Origin of the sequence: Kosakonia sp. SOY2 (assembly GCF_027109175.1) — a bacterium.
GTDB lineage: Bacteria > Pseudomonadota > Gammaproteobacteria > Enterobacterales > Enterobacteriaceae > Kosakonia.
The window spans coordinates 335,265-359,715 of sequence record NZ_JAPVXH010000001.1; the positions used below are offsets into that span (position 1 = coordinate 335,265).

Consider the following 24,451-nt stretch of genomic DNA (forward strand, 5'->3'; position numbering starts at 1 on the left):
CTTGCGAAAAAAAAGGGCGGGTTTCCCCGCCCCTTAGTTAGATCTTACATGCGCCGCTTTCGCAGCCATCGTCCTGGATGGAAGGTGCCAGGTCATCCTGCGCATCTTCCGCGCCATCGCGGGTGTTTTGATAGTACAGCGTTTTCACACCAAATTTGTAGGCGGTCAGCAAGTCTTTCAACAATTGTTGCATCGGCACTTTGCCCGACGGGAAGCGTGACGGGTCGTAGTTGGTGTTCGCCGAAATCGACTGATCGATAAATTTCTGCATGATGCCGACCAGTTGCAGGTAGCCGTCGTTATTCGGCATTTCCCACAGCAGCTCGTAGGCATTACTCAGTTTTTCATAATCCGGCACTACCTGACGCAGGATGCCATCTTTCGACGCTTTGATGCTCACATGACCGCGCGGCGGTTCAATGCCGTTGGTGGCGTTGGAGATCTGCGACGACGTTTCAGACGGCATCAGCGCGGAGAGCGTGGAGTTACGCAGGCCGTGCGTTTTGATCGATTCACGCAACGCTTCCCAGTCGTAATGCAGCGGCTCGTTGGTAATACCGTCGAGATCTTTCTTGTAGGTATCGATCGGTAAAATACCCTTCGAGTAGGTGGTTTCGTTGAACCACGGGCACGCGCCTTGCTCTTTCGCCAGCTCGTTAGAGGCTTTCAGCAGCCAGTACTGAATGGCTTCGAAAGTCTGATGCGTCAGGTTGTTCGCGCTGCCGTCCGAGTAACGTTTGCCGTTCTTCGCCAGCCAGTAAGCAAAGTTGATGACACCGATACCCAGCGTACGGCGGCCCATCGCGCCACGTTTAGCGGCCGGAATCGGGTAATCCTGATAATCCAGCAGGGCATCAAGCGCACGCACCGCAAGCGTGGCCAGCTCTTCCAGCTCGTCGAGGTTTTTAATCGCGCCGAGGTTAAACGCAGAGAGCGTACAGAGCGCGATTTCACCGTTTTCGTCGTTCACATCATCCAGCGGCTTGGTCGGCAGGGCGATTTCCAGGCACAGGTTGGACTGGCGTACCGGCGCAACCACCGGGTCAAACGGGCTGTGGGTGTTGCAGTGATCGACGTTCTGAATGTAGATACGGCCCGTAGACGCGCGTTCCTGCATCATCAGAGAGAACAGCTCCACCGCTTTGATGCGCTGTTTGCGGATGCTGTCGTCTTTTTCATATTTGGTGTACAGGCGTTCGAACTCGTCCTGATCGGCGAAGAACGCATCGTACAGACCCGGCACGTCGGACGGGCTGAACAGGGTGATCTCTTCACCTTTCAGCAGACGGGTGTACATCAGTTTGTTGATCTGTACGCCGTAGTCCATGTGACGCACGCGGTTACCTTCCACGCCACGGTTGTTTTTCAGTACCAGCAGGCTTTCGACTTCCAGATGCCACATCGGGTAGAACAGGGTTGCCGCGCCGCCGCGTACACCGCCCTGCGAGCAGGATTTCACTGCCGTCTGGAAGTGTTTGTAGAACGGGATACAACCGGTGTGGAACGCTTCACCACCGCGGATCGGGCTACCCAGCGCACGAATGCGGCCGGCGTTGATACCGATACCGGCGCGCTGGGAAACGTATTTCACAATCGCGCTGGAAGTGGCGTTGATGGAGTCCAGGCTGTCACCGCACTCGATCAGTACGCAGGAGCTGAACTGACGGGTCGGCGTACGCACGCCGGACATGATCGGCGTCGGCAGCGAAATTTTGAACGTGGAAACGGCATCGTAGAAGCGCTTCACGTAGTCCAGACGGGTTTCACGCGGATAGTTGGAGAACAGGCACGCGGCAACCAGGATATACAGGAACTGCGCGCTCTCGTAGATCTCGCCGGTCACGCGGTTCTGCACCAGGTATTTACCTTCCAGCTGCTTCACCGCCGCGTAGGAGAAGTTCATATCGCGCCAGTGGTCGATAAAACCGTCCATCTGCTTGAACTCTTCTTCCGTGTAGTCTTCCAGCAGATGATGATCGTATTTGCCAAGCTCGATCATTTTCTTCACGTGGTCAAACAGCGCAGGCGGCTCGAACTGGCCGTAGGCTTTTTTACGCAGGTGGAAAATGGCCAGGCGTGCGGCCAGGTACTGGTAGTCCGGCGCATCGCGGGAAATCAGATCCGCGGCGGCCTTAATGATGGTCTCGTGGATATCGGACGTTTTGATACCGTCGTAGAACTGAATGTGTGAGCGCAGTTCAACCTGAGAGATAGATACGTTACTTAGCCCCTCTGCCGCCCAATCCAGTACTCGATGAATTTTGTCGAGATTGATGCGCTCAGTGCCACCATCACGCTTTGTCACCAGCAGACTCTGATTCATGTGATTACCTGTCCGTGAAATAGAAAATATCCCCCATTTATCCACAATTCGTTGCTGTGATTAACTCTGTGGATAAATACTACATATAGGGGGTTTGCGATAAGAGAAACGCTATATGGTGAGTATTCTAGTAAGGATTCTTTTCAGTACAAGAGTTGATTTTGAGGTTAAATTGAGGTTGCGAAAGGGTGATAATCGCTAAGTCCTCGTATCGTAAGGCCTGGCGGCGATGTCAATATTTCGCAAAAAAAAATGAATTTTTGATCGAGTGCTGATTTCTTCATCGGGAAAGGCAATTGCGCAACTTGATGCTGCGCAATCTTCTATCACTTTATCTGATGACCTTAGTCATTTTTTGCCGTTGTATGTAACATATAGTTCACATCCACACCCGGCCCTAACGTAAACTGGTTTAACAAAGGGTTGTAATGTAACCCGGTAATGTGACGTTCCTGTAACACGGTGCCGTCAATCCAATGTAAGAGCTCCGCTGGCTTAATAAATTTCTTCACGTCGTGCGTGCCTTTCGGCACCATGCGCAGCACATATTCCGCGCCGACTACCGCCATCAACCAGGCTTTGCCGTTGCGGTTAATAGTAGAGAAGAAGACATGGCCGCCGGGTTTGACCAGTTGCGCACAAGCTTTCACCACCGATTGTGGATCCGGAACATGCTCCAGCATCTCCATGCAGGTGACGACGTCATACTGCTGCGTATGCTTTGCCGCATGTTCTTCTACGGTTTCCTGCACATAATTGACCTGAATGCCAGATTCCAGCGCATGCAAACGCGCCACCTGGAGCGGTTCAAAGCCCATATCTAGCCCGGTGACATCCGCGCCTTCCTGCGCCATGCTTTCCGCCAGAATCCCGCCGCCGCAGCCGACATCGAGCACTTTCTTACCGAATAGACCGGCAGCGTGTTCGCTGATATAACCCAGACGCAGCGGGTTGATGCGGTGCAGGGGTTTAAACTCACCTTCTTTATCCCACCAGCGCGAGGCGACAGCCTCAAATTTGGCGATTTCAGCATGATCAACGTTTTGAGCGACCGGCGTTTTTTCGGCATTCATGGGCGCAATAACTCCTCTATCAATAAGACCCGTGAGTATATCAGGCCAACGGGATGAATAAACCTTTGCACGGGTGTTATAGGTTTACCTGTATCAAAGCGGTTGTGTTATAATTTGCGACCTTTGAATCCGGGATACAGTAGAGGGATAGCGGTTAGATGAGCGACCTTGCGAGAGAAATTACACCGGTTAACATCGAGGAAGAGCTGAAGAGCTCCTATCTGGACTATGCGATGTCGGTCATTGTTGGCCGTGCGCTTCCGGATGTCCGAGATGGCCTGAAACCGGTTCACCGTCGCGTACTTTACGCCATGAACGTATTGGGCAATGACTGGAATAAAGCCTACAAAAAATCTGCCCGTGTCGTTGGTGACGTAATCGGTAAGTACCATCCCCATGGTGATTCCGCAGTGTACGACACCATTGTCCGTATGGCGCAGCCGTTCTCGCTGCGTTACATGCTGGTCGATGGTCAGGGGAACTTCGGTTCCATCGATGGCGACTCCGCGGCGGCGATGCGTTATACGGAAATCCGCCTGGCGAAGATTGCCCATGAATTGATGGCCGATCTGGAAAAAGAGACGGTTGATTACGTCGATAACTACGACGGCACCGAAAAAATTCCTGATGTGATGCCTACCAAGATCCCGAACCTGCTGGTGAACGGTTCTTCGGGTATTGCCGTCGGTATGGCAACCAACATTCCGCCACATAACCTGACGGAAGTGATCAATGGTTGCCTGGCTTATATTGATAACGAAGACATCAGCATTGAAGAGCTGATGGTGCATATTCCGGGGCCGGATTTCCCGACCGCGGCAATCATTAACGGTCGCCGTGGCATCGAAGAAGCCTATCGTACCGGTCGCGGAAAAATCTACATTCGCGCGCGCGCGGAAGTGGAAACCGACGCGAAAAGCGGCCGCGAAACCATCATCGTGCATGAAATTCCGTATCAGGTGAACAAAGCGCGCCTGATCGAGAAAATTGCCGAGCTGGTGAAAGATAAACGCGTTGAAGGTATCAGCGCGCTGCGTGACGAGTCCGATAAAGACGGTATGCGCATCGTTATCGAAATCAAACGTGACGCCGTGGGTGAAGTGGTGCTGAACAACCTCTACTCCCAGACGCAATTGCAGGTTTCCTTCGGTATCAACATGGTGGCGTTGCACCATGGTCAACCGAAGATCATGGCGCTGAAAGAAATTCTGGCCGCGTTTGTGCGCCACCGCCGTGAAGTCGTTACGCGTCGTACCATTTTCGAACTGCGTAAAGCCCGTGACCGTGCGCATATCCTTGAAGCGCTGGCCGTGGCGCTGGCGAACATCGATCCGATCATTGAACTGATCCGCCGCGCGCCGACGCCTGCTGAAGCAAAAGCGGGCCTGATCGCGCAGCCGTGGGATCTGGGCAATGTCTCTGCCATGCTGGAACGTGCGGGCGATGACGCGGCGCGTCCGGAGTGGCTGGAGCCGGAGTTCGGTATTCGCGATGGTAAATACTATCTGACCGAACAGCAGGCACAGGCGATTCTGGATCTGCGTTTGCAGAAACTGACCGGCCTTGAGCATGAAAAACTGCTCGACGAATATAAAGAGCTGCTGGAACAGATTGCCGAGCTGCTGCATATCCTTGGCAGCGCTGAACGTCTGATGGAAGTGATCCGCGAAGAGCTTGAGCTGGTTCGCGAACAGTTTGGCGACGAGCGTCGCACCGAAATTACCGCTAACACTGCTGATATCAACATCGAAGACCTGATCAATCAGGAAGATGTTGTGGTCACGTTGTCGCACCAGGGCTATGTGAAGTATCAGCCGCTGACCGACTACGAAGCCCAGCGTCGTGGTGGTAAAGGTAAATCGGCTGCACGTATTAAAGAAGAAGACTTTATTGACCGCCTGCTGGTGGCCAACACCCATGACACCATCCTCTGCTTCTCCAGCCGTGGACGTCTGTACTGGATGAAGGTCTATCAGTTGCCGGAAGCGAGCCGTGGCGCGCGTGGTCGCCCGATCGTCAACCTGCTGCCGCTGGAGCCGAACGAGCGTATTACCGCCATCCTGCCGGTGCGTGAATACGAAGAGGGCGTGAACGTCTTTATGGCGACCGCCAGCGGTACCGTGAAGAAAACCGCGCTTACCGAATTCAGCCGTCCGCGTTCTGCCGGTATCATTGCCGTCAATCTGAACGAAGGCGATGAGCTGATTGGCGTTGATCTGACGTCAGGTAGCGACGAAGTGATGCTCTTCTCTGCGGCGGGCAAAGTGGTGCGCTTTAAAGAAGGTGCTGTGCGTGCAATGGGTCGTACTGCGACCGGTGTTCGTGGCATCAAACTTGCGGAAAAAGACAGCGTTGTCTCGCTGATCGTACCGCGTGGCGAAGGCGCAATCCTGACGGTAACGCAGAACGGTTACGGTAAACGTACGGCGGAAACCGAGTACCCGACCAAATCGCGCGGTACCCAGGGCGTTATCTCAATCAAAGTCACCGAGCGTAACGGCGCAGTGGTCGGCGCGGTGCAGGTTGATGATTGCGACCAGATCATGATGATCACCGATGCCGGTACGCTGGTGCGTACACGCGTCTCGGAAATCAGCGTGGTAGGGCGTAACACCCAGGGCGTTATTCTGATCCGCACCGCGGAAGATGAAAACGTAGTCGGTCTGCAGCGTGTTGCTGAGCCGGTAGATGATGAAGAGTTAGACTCCATCGACGGTAGCGTAGCGGAAGGCGATGATGATATCGCGCCGGAAGTTGACACCGATACCGACGATGACGCGGCGGACGACGACGCCGAGTAATGCGTTATAAGGGCCGGTTTCCGGCCCTTTTTCATTGCCGTTGCGGCCTTTGCGATTTATCGCTACCTTAATCACACTCTTTTTTAACTTCCTTGTGGCGGAGTTTCCCCAGGTTGAAATACCTCGTCTCGTTTCGCAGTACCCTGAAAGTCTCCCGCTATCTGTTCAGGGCGCTGGCGCTATTGCTTTGGCTGTTGATTGCCTTTTTTTCTGTCTTTTATATTGTTAACGCCTTGCATGACAAAGAGTCGGAAATTCGCCAGGAATTTAACCTCAGTTCCGATCAGGCGCAGCGTTACATCCAGCGCACGTCTGACGTGATGAAAGAGCTGAAGTACATCGCTGAAAACCGTCTGACGGCAGAAAACGGTATTCTGACCTCGCGCAACCGCGACGACAAAACCGAAGTCCCGACATTTTTACCGCTGTTCCCGGATTCTGACTGCTCCGCCATGGGCAGCTCCTGGCGCGGCTCGCTGGAGTCGCTGGCGTGGTTTATGCGCTACTGGCGCGACAATTTCTCCGCCGCTTACGATCTCAACCGTGTGTTTTTGATCGGCAGCGACAATCTCTGTATGGCCGACTTCGGCCTGCGCGATCTCCCCGTTGAACGCGACGACACGCTGAAAAGCCTGCATGAGCGCATCGTTAAATACCGTAACGCCCCGCAGGATGAGCGCAGCAACAACGTCTACTGGATGAGCCAGGGGCCGCGTCCGGGGATCGGTTACTTCTATGCGCTGACGCCGGTGTACCTCGGCAACCGCCTGCAAGCGCTGCTGGGGACGGAACAGTCCATTCGCATGGAAAACTTTTTCACGCCGGGTAGCCTGCCGATGGGCGTGACCATTCTGGATGACAACGGCCATGCGCTGATTTCCCTTACCGGCCAGGATAGCGGCATTGTTGTCGATCCGCGCTGGATGCAGGAACGTTCATGGTTTGGTTATACCTCGGGTTTTCGCGAACTGATCCTGAAAAAGAGCCTGCCACCGTCATCGCTGAGCGTGGTTTACTCCGTACCGGTCGATATGGTGCTGGAGCGCATTCGCATGCTGATCCTCAACGCCGTATTGCTGAATGTGCTGGTCGGTGTGGCGCTGTTTACGCTTGCGCGCATGTATGAGCGGCGGATTTTTATTCCGGCGGAAAATGATGCCCAGCGGCTGGAAGAGCATGAGCAGTTCAACCGCAAAATCGTCGCCTCCGCGCCGGTGGGGATCTGCATTTTACGTACTCAGGACGGGACGAACATCCTGAGTAACGAGCTGGCGCACAACTATCTGAACATGCTGACGCATGAAGACAGGCAGCGGCTTACGCAAATTATCTGTGGTCAGCAGGTCAATTTCGTTGATGTGCTGACCAGCAATAATACCAATCTGCAAATTAGCTTTGTTCATTCACGTTATCGCAATGAAAACGTGGCGATTTGCGTGCTGGTGGATGTTTCCGCCCGCGTGAAAATGGAAGAGTCGTTGCAGGAGATGGCGCAAGCGGCGGAGCAGGCGAGCCAGTCGAAATCGATGTTCCTTGCGACAGTCAGCCATGAGTTGCGCACGCCGCTGTACGGTATTATCGGTAACCTCGATCTGCTGCAAACGAAAGAGCTGCCGAAAGGGGTCGACAGGCTGGTCACCGCGATGAACAACTCATCGAGTCTGTTGCTGAAAATTATCAGCGATATTCTCGATTTCTCGAAAATTGAATCGGAACAGTTGAAAATCGAGCCGCGCGAGTTTTCCCCGCGCGAAGTGATGAGCCATATCACCGCCAACTATTTACCGCTGGTAGTGCGCAAACAGCTGGGGCTGTACTGCTTTATTGAACCGGATGTGCCGATGGTGCTGAATGGCGATCCGATGCGTTTACAGCAGGTGATTTCCAACCTGCTCAGCAACGCGATTAAGTTTACTGATATCGGTTGTATCGTGTTGCATGTGCATCGCGATGCGGATTATCTCAGCATTCGCGTACGTGATACCGGCGTGGGAATTCCGGGTAAAGAAGTGGTGCGTCTGTTCGATCCCTTCTTCCAGGTGGGAACCGGCGTACAGCGTAACTTCCAGGGCACCGGGCTTGGGCTGGCGATTTGTGAAAAATTGATCAGCATGATGGATGGCGATATTTCCGTTGATACCGAGCCAGGCATGGGGAGTCAGTTCACCATCCGTATCCCGCTTTACAGTGCGGTGGCACCGGTTCGCGCCGATGTCGATGGCCTGGCGGATACGTGCTGCTGGCTGGCGGTGCGTAATGCCTGGCTGTCGGGTTATCTGCAGACATTACTGCAATGGAACGGTATTCAGGTTAAGCAGTACGACGGACGCGCGCTGGGCAACCAGGATACGTTAATCACCGATGATGAACTCTCCTCGTCGTGGACCGGACGCGCGGCCATTATTTTCTGCCGTCGCCATATCGGTATTCCCGTTGAGCGTGCTCCGGGCGAATGGTTGCACAGCGTGGCGTCGCCACACGACCTGCTGACGCTGCTTGGGCGCATTTACCGCGTGCAGGTTATTGAGCCGCAGGCGAGCAACGCGCTTCCTGCCGAGACCCGGGAAGCGGTGCGTAACGATGACATGATGATCCTGGTAGTAGATGATCATCCGATTAACCGACGCCTGCTGGCCGATCAGCTGGGATCGCTGGGATATCAGTGTAAAACGGCCAATGATGGCGTGGATGCGCTGAATGTTCTGAGCAAAAACCCTATCGATATTGTGCTCAGCGACGTCAACATGCCGAATATGGACGGTTACCGCCTGACACAGCGTATTCGTCAGTTAGGGCTGACGCTGCCGGTGATTGGTGTGACGGCTAACGCGCTGGCAGAAGAGAAGCAACGCTGTCTGGAATCGGGTATGGACAGCTGCCTGTCGAAGCCGGTAACGCTGGATATTCTCAAGCAAACGCTGGCGGCGTATGCCGCGCGGGTACGTAACAGCCGGGTATAAAAAAGAACCCCGGCGGATGCCGGGGTTGCAGGATTACTCTTTTTCTGTCTGCGTCAGGGTGACGGAGGAGAGATAGTTCAGCAGTGCGATATCGTTATCGACACCCAGTTTCATCATTGCTGATTTTTTCTGGCTACTGATGGTTTTGATACTGCGGTTCAGCTTCTTGGCGATTTCCGTTACCAGGAAACCTTCGGCAAACAGGCGCAGCACTTCGCTCTCTTTCGGTGACAGGCGTTTGTCGCCGTAACCGCCAGCGCTGATTTTTTCCAGCAGGCGCGAAACGCTTTCCGGCGTGAATTTCTTCCCTTTTTGCAGTGCCGCCAGCGCTTTTGGCAGGTCTGTCGGCGCGCCTTGTTTCAGCACGATACCTTCAATATCCAGATCCAGCACTGCGCTCAGGATGGCCGGGTTATTGTTCATGGTAAGCACAATAATCGACAGCGTCGGGAAGTGACGTTTAATGTATTTGATAAGCGTGATGCCATCGCCGTATTTATCGCCCGGCATTGACAGGTCGGTTATCAATACGTTTGCCTCAAGTTTCGGCAGGTTGTTAATCAGCGCTGTAGAGTCTTCAAATTCACCGACAACGTTTACCCATTCGATTTGTTCGAGTGACTTGCGAATACCGAACAGTACAATCGGATGGTCATCGGCAATAATTACGTTCATATTGTTCATGTATTAGGCTACCTTGCTACAGCAAGCTCTTGACGTAAGCGTCAATGTCGCTGATGTAATTTTCTATGCCTGGAACATCGCTCTCGCGAATTAATTGCTCCAGCGTTTCGCACAACTGCTTACCAGGTACCAGATTAAGCATGGCAAACACGCCTTTCAGGCGGTGTGCCGTCTGCGCCAGCGCCGCGAAATCGCGCAACGCCGACTCAGTATACAACCTCTTAACATCATCGGGTACTGTGTCAACAAACAGCGCGTAATAGCCGCTGGCGTGGAGCTCGGCGTTTTCGTCACCCCCCAAAGGCGACTCCGGTACATCCTCCTGCGCCAGTTGCTCTTCAATGAGTTGCAATATTGCTCCCTGCATTGCATTGCTCATATTAAAGTTCACGCGCAATTGGCCTGGGCCAATTTTCCGCACGCCTGCCTCATCATCGCTTAAAAGCAAGCCTGAGGCAGTAAGATTAGACGGATTATCTGTCAAAAAGAGATCATATTCTTGACTTGATAACCGCTCATCCGGGGAAATACAGCTTGCCCCCCAGTTTTCCAGCTGGCGAACCACAATATTACGGATTTCGTTAGAGGTAATATCAATCATCGCCACCACGTCATCGAGTAATTTTTCTTCGCTCTCAGCCTGTTGCGGACGAGCCGCCATCTTCACATGCAGTGAGTAGCGGGTGCCCAGATCCTCACGCGCTTTAATATTCAGATGCCCGCCAAGCTTACGCGCCAGCTGATCGCACAGCCAGAAGGTAAGGGCATTCGCTTTTCCGTACTGATCACCCTGCGTATCGTTAAGGAACGGGAAATGCAGATTATCGATTTCACTGGCGTTCACACCCACGCCGGTATCGAGAATCCGGAAGGTCAGGCGGTCTTCCGCCGATTCGTCCACATTCACTTCAAGCGTGATTTTGCCCATCTGCGTGGTCGTGACCGCGTACTGGATGAGCAGCAACAGGATCCGACGCAGAGCGTCACGGTCGCCGTGACGCTCTTCATTGGCCGGAAGCGGATTATTAATTAAGAGTTGCAGACCCTTACGTTTGATAACCGGCAGGACTTCCGGCACCACTTCATCAATCAAATCCTGAATCGAGAACAGTGTAGACGAGCCTTTCCAGCTGTCGCTCTCCAGCATATGTGCCAGCTGGATTTCATCGACCAGTTGTACCAGTCTGTCGGCGTGATCCGCGACAAGATTGCCCTCCTGGCTCTGCAACGCTGCGGCTTCGCTGGCCAGCGATTTCACCGGCTGTTTCAGCGACTCGGCAAGGTTACTCATAAAGCTGGCTCGGCCCTGCTGGTTTTTCTCATACAGCCGTTGTGCCTGCTTGAGCTTTTTATTAACCAGCACTTCTCTGTCCTGGTCGCGAATAATAAAGATCTGCGTACGCGAAGCGACCTGGCTGCGGAACTGACGAATTTCGTACAGTTCGTTATTAATGGTGGCCTGAATCACGCCCTGATGCTGATCGGCCATCGCCGTAATATTTTGCAGATTCAGGTGCGGTAATAAGTGATCGGCAATTTTATTGCTCAGGACGGTGCGGTTCGCTTCCTGATCGTGGACCAGCAGCCCCAGCGGCAACAGTGAAACGATCTCTTCATTAAAGGCACGCAGCACACGTAGTTCGTTACTTGCACCAGGCGTTGCCAGACCGTCGGCTTTACGCCCTGGCATCTGGCGAAAAGTGGTGTAACCGAACAATGCCAGCGCCAGCAGGCCGATATTCAGCAGTAACGGCAGAAGAATATTTTGCAGCGTATCCAGCAGCAGTGTCCCAAATGGCACCTGCCAGACCAGACGCAGCCCGGTGCCGTTCAATGCTGAGGAGATCTCAATGCGCGAGCTGTTAAAATTGACGGCAACGCTGTCGGTTGTTTCTTTATCCTGCCCGCGTGTGTTGGTCTGCGTGTTATCCGGATCGAGACGGAAGCTATCCAGCGTCATGCCGGGTGGGATCAGATCATTAATCGGCAAATCGAATGCGACTACTGTGGCCAGATGACCCGGCTGGTTGAATGTTGTACGCAGCGTGAAGTAATGGCCGTTTTGCCAGGCCAGATGGCGCAGAGATGAAAAGCTTTCGCGTTCATCAAGGGCATTCGCCTGCTGCAGCATTTCTGCGCGGCGGGAATCGACAATGTTACTGATCGTGGTGTCTTTGAAACCGGAAGAAAGATCCTTTAGCGGCAACGTCGACACCAGGATCATGCTGTTATCCTGGCCGTTGAGGTAGTACATCGACCATGGCACGGTTTCCGCGCCCCAGAGCGTATCGAGGTACGTTGAGATCCGCTGCGTCATCTCCAGCGTAGAACTGTCATGGGAACCAAAAATCAACGCTTCTGTTTTACGCCGTGGTTTTTCCAGGTAGTAAACATCTTGCTTTAAGCGCGTTTCTTGCAGACCTTCACCAGACGTAGCGGCAGGCGCCGCAGCAATGTTGTCGTAGATTTGCCAGGTAGCGTAGCGCCAGGTATCGATACGCTTGTGAATAGCGTGGGTGATATCGACAATCTGATAGCTTTTATCTTTTAACCAGGCGTTGACCGCACTTTGGATCATCACCCCCATTGTCACCAACAGGACGATAATCAACAAAAGAAAGTAACGGGTGATGTTGCCCGGTATCAGGGAAAATTTGCCAGGGATCATTGTGTCCGATCGACTCATTCTTGTGTGGAACCCGTTATGACAACACTGCTGTAAATACTCAGCGCTCGCTGAGACAATGTTGCTGCCATGCCGTAATAACCGCCTGTAACATGCGGCGAACGTGTAGATGTTGTGTTGCAGAGCAGTGTACAGCAGGCAGTATATCGGTTAATGAGTGAATTTCCAGACTCTCTTTCCCGTTTCAGTCTCGAAAACATGGGGATAGGCATATTGACTAAACGCAGTGGCAAATATGTACAGCCAGGAAAAATTGTACATATATTTACCGTTTGGTTGCAAAAAGAACGCGATAAATAACAAACCATTAATTTCATGAATGCGTCAATGAGAAATATCTGGCATGGTAATTGATTAATTAATAGTCGTTACAAATCGTTATTATATCTAAATAATTATTCAAGTTGCGTAAGGAAAGGTAAAAAAAAACCGAATGCGACGCATCCGGTTATAAGAGGGGTAAACAGACATTCAGATTCGAATGACGGTAATAAATAAAGTTAATGATGATAGCGTCAGTTATTTTAGTTGCGATTGAAGATTATGGTTTTGCATTCAGTGCTATGATTTTTGTTTTGCTTATTATTTTGTTTTTAAATGATTTTTTATTATTTTTTGATTATTTGTGCGCATTTGTTTAGCTATTTGTGCGAAAAAAAGTTCCCTTAAATTTACAAAATGAAACATCTATCATTACGTATGAAACATCTTCAAAGTTTTCGTATCATATTCTCGTTGGATTATTTTTCTATTTTAAGCACAATGATTTTGCCAGCTGATTAGAGGGTTAATCGGCAAGCAGTGGCAATAAAAATTCATATAACAGAGGGTTAATAAAATGAAAGTTAAAGTTCTGTCCCTCCTGGTACCGGCTCTGCTGGTAGCAGGCGCAGCAAATGCGGCTGAAGTTTACAACAAAGATGGCAACAAATTAGATCTGTACGGCAAAGTAGACGGTCTGCACTATTTCTCTGACGACAGCAACGCTGATGGCGATCAGACCTACGTACGTTTTGGCTTCAAAGGCGAAACACAGGTAAATGACCAGGTGACGGGTTACGGTCAGTGGGAATACAACGTTCAGGCTAATAACACGGAAACCTCTACCGACCAGGCATGGACTCGTCTGGCTTTCGCCGGTATCCGCGTAGCTGATGCGGGTTCTTTCGACTATGGTCGTAACTACGGCGTAATTTACGATGTCACCTCCTGGACCGACGTTCTGCCGGAATTCGGTGGCGATACCTACGGTGCTGATAACTTCCTGCAATCCCGTGCTAACGGCGTTGCAACCTACCGTAACACTGACTTCTTTGGTCTGGTTGATGGCCTGAACTTTGCTCTGCAATACCAGGGTAAAAACAGCAGCGCTGAAAACAACTCTGCTGGTCGCAGCATGACGAGAGAAAATGGCGACGGTTACGGCGCGTCTCTGACCTATGATCTGGGCGCCGGCTTCAGCGTGGGTGGTGCGATGTCTTCTTCCAAACGTACTGATCGGCAAAACCAGATTGCTACAAACATCTACGGCGAAGGCGATCACGCTGAAGTATATAGCGGCGGTCTGAAATACGACGCTAACAATATCTACCTGGCAGCGCAGTACTCCCAGACCTATAACGCAACCCGTTTCGGTTCTGCTAGTGATGCCGCGTATGGTTTTGCCAACAAAGCGCAGAACTTCGAAGTGGTTGCCCAGTACCAGTTTGACTTCGGTCTGCGTCCGTCCATCGCTTACCTGCAATCTAAAGGTAAGGACGTCAGCAACAACACCGGCACGGTTAACTTCGGTGACCAGGATATCCTGAAATACATCGATGTTGGCGCGACCTACTACTTCAACAAAAACATGTCCACCTATGTTGATTACAAAATCAACCTGCTGGACGACAACGACTTCACCAAAGCCGCTGGCATTTCCACCGACAACGTTGTTGCTCTGGGTCTGGTTTACCAGTTCTAAGTTAACAACTGTGATTATTAAGGGGCCGAAAGGCCCCTTTTTTATGTCCCGCGTCGGCCAAAGCTTGCGTTTTAGTGTAGGCTTGCCGCGGGATAACAAATAACGAGAGACAGAGATGATTTTTCTTCGTGCCGGGGTTGTCGCGGCGTTGTTGGTACTGTCCGGTTGCGACACCGGTAGCAAGGCACCGCCCACCGTGCTGGAAGGCAAAACCATGGGCACTTTCTGGCGCGTGAGCGTGGTGGACATTAGCCCGCAACAGGCGCAAAGCCTGCGACAAAAAATTCAGACACAGCTGGATGCTGACGATCATCTGATGTCGACATGGAAGGACGACTCCGCGCTGATGCGCTTTAACCATTCGACCAGCACAGCACCGTGGCCGGTCAGCGCCCCGCTGGCAGATATCGTTACTACCTCGCTGCGTGTCGGTGAGAAAACCGAAGGCGCGATGGATATCACCGTCGGACCACTGGTTAATTTATGGGGATTTGGCCCGGATAAACAGCCGGTAAAAACACCGGTTCAGACACAAATTGATGCGGCGAAAGCGCGTACCGGTTTAGCGCATTTAACCGTGATCAACCGCGCCGGAGAGCAATTCCTGCAAAAAGATCTGCCGGATCTGTTTGTTGACCTTTCGACGGTAGGCGAGGGATACGCGGCGGATCACCTGGCAAGGTTAATGGAGCAGGAAGGGATCGCGCGTTATCTGGTTTCTGTTGGTGGCGCATTAGCCAGCCGGGGCATGAACGCGCAAGGCCAGCCGTGGCGCGTCGCGATCCAGAAACCGACCGATCGTGAGAATGTTGCCCAGGCGGTTGTCGATATTAATGGTCATGGCATAAGCACTTCCGGCAGCTACCGTAATTATTACGAGCTGGACGGCAAACGCATTTCACACATCATCGATCCGCGGAGCGGGCGGCCAATCCAGCATGCGCTGGTGTCGGTCACGGTTATCGCGCCCACCGCGCTGGAAGCGGACGCCTGGGACACCGGTTTAATGGTGCTCGGCACCGAACAGGCAAAAGAAGTGGTGACGCGGGAAGGGCTGGCGGTATTTATGATTATCAAAGACGGCGACGGTTTCCGCACCTGGATGTCACCGCAGTTTTCCGCATTTCTGCTCAGCGAAAAAAATTAAACCGCAAGATTGCGGGTGTCTGGAGCTGCGCATACGGGCACAGTGAGGCTAAGCTTACATAAGGAGCCTGACATGAACGACACCACATTATTAGATGAACAGCGCTGGCAAGCGGTGCTGGCCCGTAATGCGCAGGCCGATGGTCAGTTTGTTTTTGCCGTGCTGACCACCGGCATTTTTTGCCGTCCCTCTTGTACGGCGCGCCACGCCTTGCGTCAGAATGTCCGTTTTTATCCCGATGCGCAGAGCGCCCAGGCCGCTGGTTTTCGCCCCTGCAAGCGCTGCCAGCCGGATAAAACCCACCCGCAGCAACAGCGGCTGGATAAAGTGACCAAAGCCTGCCGCTTACTGGAGCAGGATACGCCCATCACGCTGGAGCAGCTGGCCACTGAAGTGGCGCTTAGCCCTTATCATTTTCACCGTTTATTTAAATCCGTTACCGGCATGACGCCAAAAGCCTGGCAACTGGCTTTTCGCGCTCGCCGCTTACGCAATACTCTTGCGGTGAGCGAAACCGTTACCGACGCTGTGCTGGCAGCGGGCTTTCCGGATAGCAGCAGTTATTACCGCCAGGCCGATGCATTGTTGGGGATGACGGCACAGCAGTTCCGTCGCGGCGGCGATGCTGCCGACGTCTGGTATACCTTCAGCGACTGCGCGCTGGGCCGCTGCCTGGTGGCGGAGAGCGAACGTGGAATTTGCGCCATTTTACTGGCCGACAGTGACGAGCAGCTTCTTGCCCAGTTGCAGGCGATCTTCCCCCGCGCTCAACGTGCGCAGGCGAATGCCGCGTTCAGCTCGCGGGTGGCGCAGGTCATTAAGCGGCTCGACAACGCCGATGCCCCCTTTACGCTGCCGCTGGATCTTCGCGGCACCGCGTTCCAGTTACAGGTATGGCAAGCACTGCGCGAGATCCCCACCGGTGAGACGGTAAGTTACCGGGAACTGGCGCAAAAGCTGGGTAAACCAAACGCGGTACGGGCAGTTGCCAGCGCCTGCGGTGCGAACAAACTGGCGATTGTCATCCCTTGCCATCGCGTGGTGCGCAGCGATGGGGCGCTGTCCGGCTATCGCTGGGGGATGGCGCGCAAAGCCCAGTTGCTCCAGCGAGAACGTAACAAAGAGGAGACGTAATGCTCGATCTGTTTTCCGGAGAACAACCCTGGCAGGAGCCGCTGGCATCGGGCGCTGTCGTGCTGCGGCGCCTTGCCTTAGCACCAGCCGACCAACTGTTACGCGGTATTGCACAAGTGGTCAGTCAGTCGCCGCTGCGTCATATGGTCACCCCTGGCGGTTATACCATGTCAGTGGCGATGACCAACTGTGGCAAACTCGGCTGGACCACCGATCATCGTGGTTACCTCTACGCGCCAGTCGATCCGTTAACTCAACAGCCGTGGCCGCCGATGCCTGCGGCTTTTTCTGCGCTGTGCCAGCAGGCGAGCGAGGCGGCTGGTTACCCGGATTTTCATCCGGATGCCTGCCTTATCAACCGTTATGTGCCGGGGGCGAAATTGTCGCTGCATCAGGATAAGGACGAACCCGACCTGCGTGCGCCGATTGTATCTGTGTCGCTCGGTTTACCGGCCATTTTCCAGTTTGGCGGCCTCAAACGTAGCGATCCGCTGCAACGGCTGATGCTTGAACACGGCGATGTGGTCGTATGGGGCGGCGAGTCGCGGCTCTTTTACCACGGCATTGCACCGCTGAAAGGCGGCTATCATCCGGCGACCGGTGAGTGCCGCTACAACCTGACGTTTCGCCAGGCAGGCAATGGCGAATAAAAATAAGAATTATTCTTGATGTAACCCGGTAGCCGTTTAAACTGCTGGCTGATTTTGTTGACCGGGTTTTGTTATGGAACTTCTCCTTCTTGTCTGGCGTCAGTATCGCTGGCCTTTTGTCGGTGTGCTCGCGCTTACCCTCGTGAGTGCCGCGTTTGGTATCGGCCTGATTGCTTTTATTAACCAGCGGCTGATTGAAACCGTGGATATGTCGCTGACTGTTTTACCGGAATTCCTCGGCCTGTTGCTGCTACTGATGGCGGTGACGCTGGGGTCGCAACTGGCGCTGACTACGCTCGGTCACCATTTTGTCTACCGCCTGCGTAGTGAATTTATTAAGCGCATCCTCGACACGCCTGTGGAACGTATCGAACAACTGGGTAGCGCCTCTTTGCTGGCCGGGCTAACCAGTGACGTGCGTAATATCACCATCGCCTTTGTGCGCCTGCCGGAACTGGTGCAGGGCATTATCCTGACTGTTGGTTCCTGTATCTATCTGGCGATGCTCTCCGGCAAGATGCTGCTGATCACTGTGCTGTGGATGGCGCTGACCATCTGGGGCGGGTTCGTGCTGGTTTCCCGTGTGTACAAACATATGGCGAGGCTGCGTGAAACAGAAGACAAGCTGTACAACGATTTCCAGACCGTGCTGGAAGGGCGCAAAGAGCTGAACCTCAACCGCGAACGCGCGGAACACATTTTCGAACAGATGTACTTGCCGGATGCACGTGAATATCGCCATCACATTATTCGCGCCGACACGTTCCATTTAAGCGCGGTGAACTGGTCGAACATTATGATGCTGGGGGCAATCGGCCTGGTGTTCTGGATGGCAAACAGCCTCGGCTGGGCGGATACCAATGTCGCCGCAACGTATTCCCTGACCCTGCTGTTTTTGCGCACGCCGCTGTTGTCAGCAGTGGGTGCTTTGCCCACGCTGCTCAGTGCGCAGGTGGCTTTCAAAAAGCTAAAACAGTTTGCGCTGGCCCCCTATAAAGCCGGGTTTCCCCGCCCGCAGGCTTTCCCGAACTGGCAAATGCTGGAGCTGCGCAATGTCACCTTTAAATATCAGGACAACGACTTCGCGATTGGTCCCGTCAATATGACGCTCAAGCGCGGCGAGCTGGTGTTTTTGATTGGGGGGAACGGCAGCGGCAAGTCGACGCTGGCGATGCTGTTAACCGGGCTGTATCAGCCGGTTTCCGGTGAGATCCTGCTGGATGGCAAACCGATGGCGCAGGGTAAACCGGAAGATTACCGCAAACTATTCTCGGCGGTCTTTACCGACGTCTGGCTGTTTGACGACTTGCTGGGACCGGAAGGTAGGCAGGCGGATCCGGCGCTGGTGGAAAAGTGGCTTGAGCAACTGAAAATGTCGCACAAGCTGGAGCTGAACAACGGCAAGATCCTCAATCTCAAGCTGTCGAAAGGGCAGAAAAAACGTGTCGCCTTGCTGCTGGCGCTGGCGGAAGAGCGCGATATTCTGCTGCTGGATGAATGGGCGGCGGATCAGGACCCGCATTTCCGCCGCGATTTCTACCAGGTCTTACTCCCGTTAATGCAGCAGATGGGCAAAACCATTTTTGCCATCAGCCATGACGATCACTACTTCGTGCATGCCGATCGTCTGCTGGAGATGCGCAACGGCCAGCTTACCGAGTTGGTGGGTGAAGAACGTGCGCACGCTTCCCGCGACGCAGTGGCACGCACCGCCTGACAGAGCCGCCCCTTCTGGCGAGGGGGCGTTCGCTGGTTTTTTATCCAAACGCCTGCGCTGTTTATTATTTTTTACAAAACCTGACGCTATGCTTAAGGCTACTCTGCTCTGGCTTCGGAGCGCTTTGCCACACTCAGGGACCACCGGCCAATGTCAGTTATCAAAAAAAACAGCGTCAAACTGCGCGATGAAGAGCGTGCGCGGCTGATTTGGCTGCTCACCACCCATAAACCGCTCACCGCCGCGCTGCTTGGCGAAATCACGCTGGTCGAGCAGGTCGATAGTGCCGAGCTTGAGCACGATCTCGCCGAAGTGAAAGTGCTGGTTTCGCACCTGCCGCCACCGGATTTGGCTGACACCCTAGAAGCGCTGCCGGTGGTTGAACGTCACGCGTTATGGCGGCTCATCGATGATGATAAGCGCGGCAAAGTGCTGCTTGAAGCGTCCGAAAACGTCTGGGATGACCTGATCGATGAGATGAGCGACCGTGCGCTGCTGGATGCGCTCGAGACGCTGGATATTGATGAGCAAATCTGGCTGGTGCAGCATCTGCCGCGTAACCTCACCGGACGGCTGATGGCGACGTTGCCGCCGACAGAGCGCGCCCGCATGCGGCAGGTCATGCGTTATGGCAAAAATTGCGTCGGCGCAATTATGGCGTTTGAAGTTATCACCGTACGCTCAGAAGTCACGCTGGCGGCCGTCCAGCGCTATTTGCGACGTCTCGGTAAAATGCCGGAGAACACCGATAAACTGTTTGTTATCGGGCGTGATAACCGGCTGATGGGCGAACTTGGGCTGCAGACTATCCTGCTTAACGCCGCCGGACGGCGGGTGAGCGAGGTGATGGATGCCGATCCGGTGACCTTCTCCCCTGAAGACGAAGCGGAAAAAGTGGCGCGTACTTTTGAGCGTGATAACTTGCTCAGCGCGGCGGTAGTCGATGAAAACGGCATGCTGATGGGCCGTTTGACCATCGATGAGATCGTTGATGTGGTGTACGAAGAGACCGACAACGATATGCGCCAGATGGGGGGCTTAAGTACCGAGGAAGATGTTTTCGCGCCGGTAAGTAAAGCGGTGAAAAACCGCTGGGTATGGCTGGCAACCAACCTGTGTACCGCCTTTATCGCATCACGCGTCATTGATGGTTTTGAACACACTATCTCGCAACTGGTGGCGCTGGCGTCGCTGATGCCGATTGTCGCTGGTATTGGCGGCAATACCGGTAATCAAACCATTACCATGATTGTTCGCGCGTTAGCATTGCAGAACATTCAGCCGGGCAACTTTACCTTTCTTATACTGCGTGAAATGGGCGTGGCGCTGATTAACGGTCTGGTGTGGGGCGGGATTATGGGCGGTGTCACCTGGTGGCTGTATGACGATGCGGCGCTGGGCGGCGTGATGACGCTGGCAATGGTGCTGAACCTGCTGATGGCGGCGCTAATGGGGGTATTAATCCCGATGGTGATGACCCGGCTGGGGCGCGACCCGGCGGTCGGCTCCAGCGTGATGATCACCGCGATTACCGATACTGGCGGCTTCTTTATTTTTCTTGGGCTGGCGACGATTTTTTTGCTGTAGACAGGCTCTTTTCCCGCAGCGCGGCTGGCGTAATCGCCAGCGTAACCAGCCCGGCAACAACGCCGATAGCCAGATTACCGGTGCTGACGGTAGCAACCACTGTGACCAGCATTACCAGAGCTTCGATAACTGGCGCTTGCGTCAGCGCCGCGGCTTGCACACTGCTCCAGTTAAAGGTTTTGAACGCGACAATCGCCATAATTCCGGCCAGTACCGCCATCGGGATTTTCGCCATCACGTCGCTTAATGCCGTTACCAGCAGTAACAGCACCAGCGCAGCAGCAAGGGTCGAGATACGCGTGCGGCCTTTGCCCATTTCCACATTGACAATGGTCTGGCCGATCATGGCGCACCCGGCAATCCCGCCGTAGAAGCCAGCCAGAATGTTCGCGATCCCAAGCCCGGTGCTTTCCCGGCTTTTATTCGATGGCGAATGTGTCAGATCGTCGACCAATTTTGCGGTCAGCAGCGACTCCATCAAGCCGACAAACGCGATGCTCAGCGCACACGGCCAGACAATGCTCAGCGTATGCAGATTCAATGGTACCAGCCATTGCGTCAGGCCAGGCAACCCGCCCTGCATTGAACCTTCATCCCCCACGGTAGGTAGCACCTGACCGCTAAAAACGGTGAACGCGGTGAACAGCGCAATCGCCACCAGCGGCGCAGGAATGCTTTTTACCCAGCGCGGGAGCCACAGCACAATCAGTATGGTCAGGGTAAACAGCGCCAGAATCAGGGGATCTTTATGCCAGAAATGCGGCACCTGAGCGCAGAAAATCAATATCCCCAGCGCATTAACAAAGCCGGTCATTACAGCGTGTGGGATAAAGCGCATCAGCCGCGACATTCCGCTCAGACCGAAAATAATCTGCATCACACCCGCGAGTAAAACTGCTGGCAGGATGTATTCCACACCGTTTTCATGAACCATCGGACCGATAACCAACGCGACTGATCCCGCCGCCGCCGTGACCATTGCCGGACGCCCGCCGAGCAAAGACATGCTAAAACAAAGCACTACTGAGGCTATCAGGCTTACTTTCGGGTCAACACCTGCAATAACAGAAAATGAGATAACTTCCGGGATGAGTGCCAGCGCGGTGATTACGCCTGCCAGAACTTCACGGGTAAAAAGCTGTGGTGAGCGCAGAAGATTGCTTACGCGCAGTACAGAATGGGTTGATTTTTCAGTCATAAAGATTCGCAGGTGGGATGCCAGAAAAGCAGTGACAAACGGTATCACTGCGTTCGGCAAAGCGGGGGATGATAGCAGATTTCCGGTCAGAGTGACCAGCAATAAGTGTTAAATATAATGCAAAAAATCAACTTATTAGTAACATTAATACAATGAATATTTAATGTTTAAACATTATTTAAATCTCACTTTTTAAGTGCTACGTTAGGGGTGCTAACTACTTTACCCTCAATAAATGCGAATAAAGCAGCACTAAAAGTAAGGCAATATCATCATGAAAAAAATGACTGCCAGGCTGTTTTCGATGGCTGTCGGGCTTAATGCTGTCTCAAAAGCAGCAAAAACGTCCGCATCGAAAGAGCAGGAAACAGATGTGCTTTTAATCGGTGGTGGGATCATGAGCGCCACGTTGGGAACCTGGTTGCAGGATCTCGAACCCACCTGGTCGATTACCATGGTGGAACGGCTGGATGCCCTGGCGGAAGAGAGCTCGAACGGCTGGAACAATGCTGGTACCGGGCATGCCGCCTTAATGGAACTGAATTACACCCCACGCAGCGCGGACGGCTCTGTCAGTATTAAAAAAGCGATTGAAATCAACGAAGCATTTCGTATTTCTCGCCAGTTCTGGGCTCATCAGGTGAAAACCGGCGTATTGCGCGAACCGCGTTCATTTATCAATACCGTGCCGCATATGAGCCTCGTCTGGGGCGACGACAATGTGAACTTCCTGCGCGCGCGCTACAAAGCGCTGCAGCAATGTTCCCTGTTCCGCGGTATGCGCTATTCCGAAGATGCCGAACAGATCAAACAGTGGGCGCCGTTGGTGATGGAAGGACGTGATGCCGGGCAAAAAATTGCCGCCACGCGTACCGAAATCGGCACCGATGTGAACTTTGGCGAACTGACGCGCCAGATGATTGGTTCGTTGCAGAAAAAAGAGAACTTCGCTTTGCAACTGGGCACTGAAGTGCGCGGCCTCAAACGCAATGCCGACAACAGCTGGAATGTCACGCTGCATAACCTGCAAACCGGCGCGGAGCAGATCATCAAGGCGAAGTTTATTTTTATTGGCGCCGGTGGTGCAGCGCTGAAGCTGTTGCAGGCATCCGGTATTCCGGAAGCGGCAGACTATGCGGGCTTCCCGGTTGGCGGGCAGTTCCTCGTGGCGGAAAACCCGGCAGTGGTCAATCACCATCTGGCGAAAGTCTACGGCCAGGCCACCGTGGGCGCGCCGCCCATGTCGGTACCGCATATTGATACGCGCATTATCGATGGCAAACGCGTGTTGCTGTTTGGACCATTCGCTACGTTTTCGACGCGTTTTCTGAAAAATGGTTCTCTGTGGGATCTGCTGCGTTCGACTAACTCGTCGAACATTCTGCCAATGCTGACGGTGGGGATGACCAACTTCAGCCTGGTGAAATATCTGGTTAACCAGGTGCTGCAAAATGAGGACGACCGCTTCGATGCGCTGCGCGAGTACTATCCGCTGGCGCAGAAAGAGGACTGGCGTTTGTGGCAGGCGGGTCAGCGCGTGCAGATTATTAAGCGCGAGCCGGGCAAGGGCGGCGTGTTGCGCCTCGGAACCGAAGTCGTGAGCGATAAAGAGGGCACCATTGCCGCGCTGCTTGGCGCGTCACCGGGTGCCTCGACCGCAGCGCCAATCATGCTGGAGTTGATGGAGAAAGTGTTCGCTGAGCGTTTCGCTTCTGATGCCTGGCAGGCAAAACTGAAAGAGATTATTCCTTCTTTCGGCACCGAGCTGAATGGCAATATTGAAGCCGCAGACAAGGAACTGCGCTACACCAGCGAGATCCTCGGCCTGAAATGCGACGAGTCGCTGGTAGCAGATATCACGCCACCGGTGCAAAAACCGACAACACAGCCGCACAATGACGGCGAGCAGGTTGCGGATATCGCGCTGTAATCGTTTTTACTGCAACATAAAAACCGTGACGAATGCGTTACGGTTTTTATTACACTCCCCCGCTGATGGATTAGTGAGTTTTTGTTGGCCGCAGTATCGCCAACGATGGGGGAGGCCATTTATCTCGGGCTGTTTGTTCTCTTGCGCATAGCGCAGACATGACAAAATCAACCGCAATGGATTGGTTTCTTATAGGTTTTTGGGGCGGCACGAGAAGATTAAATATATTAATACAACATTATGATTTATATAATTTCATCAAAGCTGTGAGCCTCTCCATTGACAGACTCTTTACTGGAAATCCCTTTCATATAACAGCTTTCATCGCGTATACCGCATCCGGTAATTCATTTACGTTGACGTGATTTCGTTTGAATGTCTTCACGAACGGTTCTGCGACCTCGTTACTTTGCGGGTTGCGTACTGGCGTCGCTCACACAAAAAATCCCCGGTGAACTGGCGAACGTGCGTATTGCATCGGCCAGGTGGCAACTGCCCTTATCGGGCAGTTATTCAATATGATGCGGAGCCTTCAGCACGTTACCTAACCTCTTTTCCAGACTTTCTATATTGATGAAGTGCGCGATTGAAACGGCGG

At 53.4% G+C, this 24,451-nt stretch carries 14 protein-coding genes; 9 read left to right on the forward strand and 5 right to left on the reverse strand.

The genetic code is table 11. The annotated features are described in order from the left end of the window. Positions 1-37 precede the first annotated feature (37 nt). Together nrdA and ubiG are read right to left on the reverse strand one after the other, a co-directional pair. The gene (gene nrdA, locus O3S68_RS01580) at positions 38-2,323 is read right to left on the reverse strand and encodes a class 1a ribonucleoside-diphosphate reductase subunit alpha (protein ID WP_020454502.1); all 2,286 of its coding nucleotides are present in this window, start codon (positions 2,321-2,323) and stop codon (positions 38-40) included. Positions 2,324-2,667: 344 nt separating this feature from the next. Beyond that, the gene (gene ubiG / locus O3S68_RS01585; protein ID WP_269230652.1) at positions 2,668-3,396 is read right to left on the reverse strand and encodes a bifunctional 2-polyprenyl-6-hydroxyphenol methylase/3-demethylubiquinol 3-O-methyltransferase UbiG; all 729 of its coding nucleotides are present in this window, start codon (positions 3,394-3,396) and stop codon (positions 2,668-2,670) included. A gap of 158 nt (positions 3,397-3,554) precedes the next feature. Here ubiG and gyrA point away from each other — a divergent pair, with 158 nt between their 5' ends. Both gyrA and rcsC read left to right on the forward strand, forming a co-directional pair. Continuing rightward, positions 3,555-6,197 (forward strand): DNA topoisomerase (ATP-hydrolyzing) subunit A, encoded by a 2,643-nt coding sequence (gyrA, locus tag O3S68_RS01590; RefSeq protein ID WP_020454500.1) that lies wholly within the window; start codon positions 3,555-3,557, stop codon positions 6,195-6,197. A 113-nt stretch (positions 6,198-6,310) separates the two neighbouring features. Next, positions 6,311-9,157, forward strand: a complete 2,847-nt coding sequence (gene rcsC / locus O3S68_RS01595) for a two-component system sensor histidine kinase RcsC (RefSeq protein ID WP_097407117.1) — start codon at positions 6,311-6,313, stop codon at positions 9,155-9,157. A gap of 33 nt (positions 9,158-9,190) precedes the next feature. On the opposite strand, the gene rcsB is transcribed toward rcsC, so the two are convergent. Next, positions 9,191-9,841, reverse strand: a complete 651-nt coding sequence (gene rcsB / locus O3S68_RS01600) for a response regulator transcription factor RcsB (RefSeq protein WP_017458563.1) — start codon at positions 9,839-9,841, stop codon at positions 9,191-9,193. A 16-nt stretch (positions 9,842-9,857) separates the two neighbouring features. Next, the gene (gene rcsD / locus O3S68_RS01605) at positions 9,858-12,527 is read right to left on the reverse strand and encodes a phosphotransferase RcsD (protein ID WP_269230653.1); all 2,670 of its coding nucleotides are present in this window, start codon (positions 12,525-12,527) and stop codon (positions 9,858-9,860) included. A gap of 838 nt (positions 12,528-13,365) precedes the next feature. On the opposite strand from rcsD, the gene O3S68_RS01610 reads away from it, so the two are divergent. From O3S68_RS01610 to mgtE, 6 genes are all read left to right on the forward strand, one after another. Continuing rightward, positions 13,366-14,490, forward strand: coding sequence for a porin OmpC (locus O3S68_RS01610; protein ID WP_269230654.1), 1,125 nt, complete (start codon positions 13,366-13,368; stop codon positions 14,488-14,490). Positions 14,491-14,605: 115 nt separating this feature from the next. Next, a complete protein-coding gene (apbE, locus tag O3S68_RS01615; RefSeq protein ID WP_269230655.1) occupies positions 14,606-15,637 on the forward strand; it encodes an FAD:protein FMN transferase ApbE in 1,032 nt (343 codons plus the stop codon). A gap of 72 nt (positions 15,638-15,709) precedes the next feature. Further along, on the forward strand, positions 15,710-16,771 hold the full coding sequence (gene ada / locus O3S68_RS01620; protein ID WP_269230656.1) for a bifunctional DNA-binding transcriptional regulator/O6-methylguanine-DNA methyltransferase Ada: 1,062 nt from the start codon (positions 15,710-15,712) through the stop codon (positions 16,769-16,771). Then, complete coding sequence (gene alkB / locus O3S68_RS01625) at positions 16,771-17,421, forward strand: DNA oxidative demethylase AlkB (RefSeq protein WP_020454493.1); 651 nt, start codon at positions 16,771-16,773, stop codon at positions 17,419-17,421. Before ada ends, alkB begins: the two co-directional genes overlap by 1 nt. A 73-nt stretch (positions 17,422-17,494) precedes the next feature. Beyond that, positions 17,495-19,138, forward strand: a complete 1,644-nt coding sequence (locus O3S68_RS01630; RefSeq protein ID WP_269230657.1) for a multidrug ABC transporter permease/ATP-binding protein — start codon at positions 17,495-17,497, stop codon at positions 19,136-19,138. Positions 19,139-19,288: 150 nt separating this feature from the next. Then, a complete protein-coding gene (mgtE, locus tag O3S68_RS01635) occupies positions 19,289-20,725 on the forward strand; it encodes a magnesium transporter (RefSeq protein WP_045514168.1) in 1,437 nt (478 codons plus the stop codon). Here mgtE and O3S68_RS01640 read toward each other — a convergent pair. Beyond that, a complete protein-coding gene (locus O3S68_RS01640; protein ID WP_269230658.1) occupies positions 20,688-21,923 on the reverse strand; it encodes a SulP family inorganic anion transporter in 1,236 nt (411 codons plus the stop codon). The genes mgtE and O3S68_RS01640 overlap by 38 nt on opposite strands. A gap of 274 nt (positions 21,924-22,197) precedes the next feature. Between O3S68_RS01640 and mqo the strand changes: the two genes are divergently transcribed. Beyond that, a complete protein-coding gene (gene mqo, locus O3S68_RS01645; RefSeq protein WP_020454489.1) occupies positions 22,198-23,853 on the forward strand; it encodes a malate dehydrogenase (quinone) in 1,656 nt (551 codons plus the stop codon). Positions 23,854-24,451 lie beyond the last annotated feature (598 nt).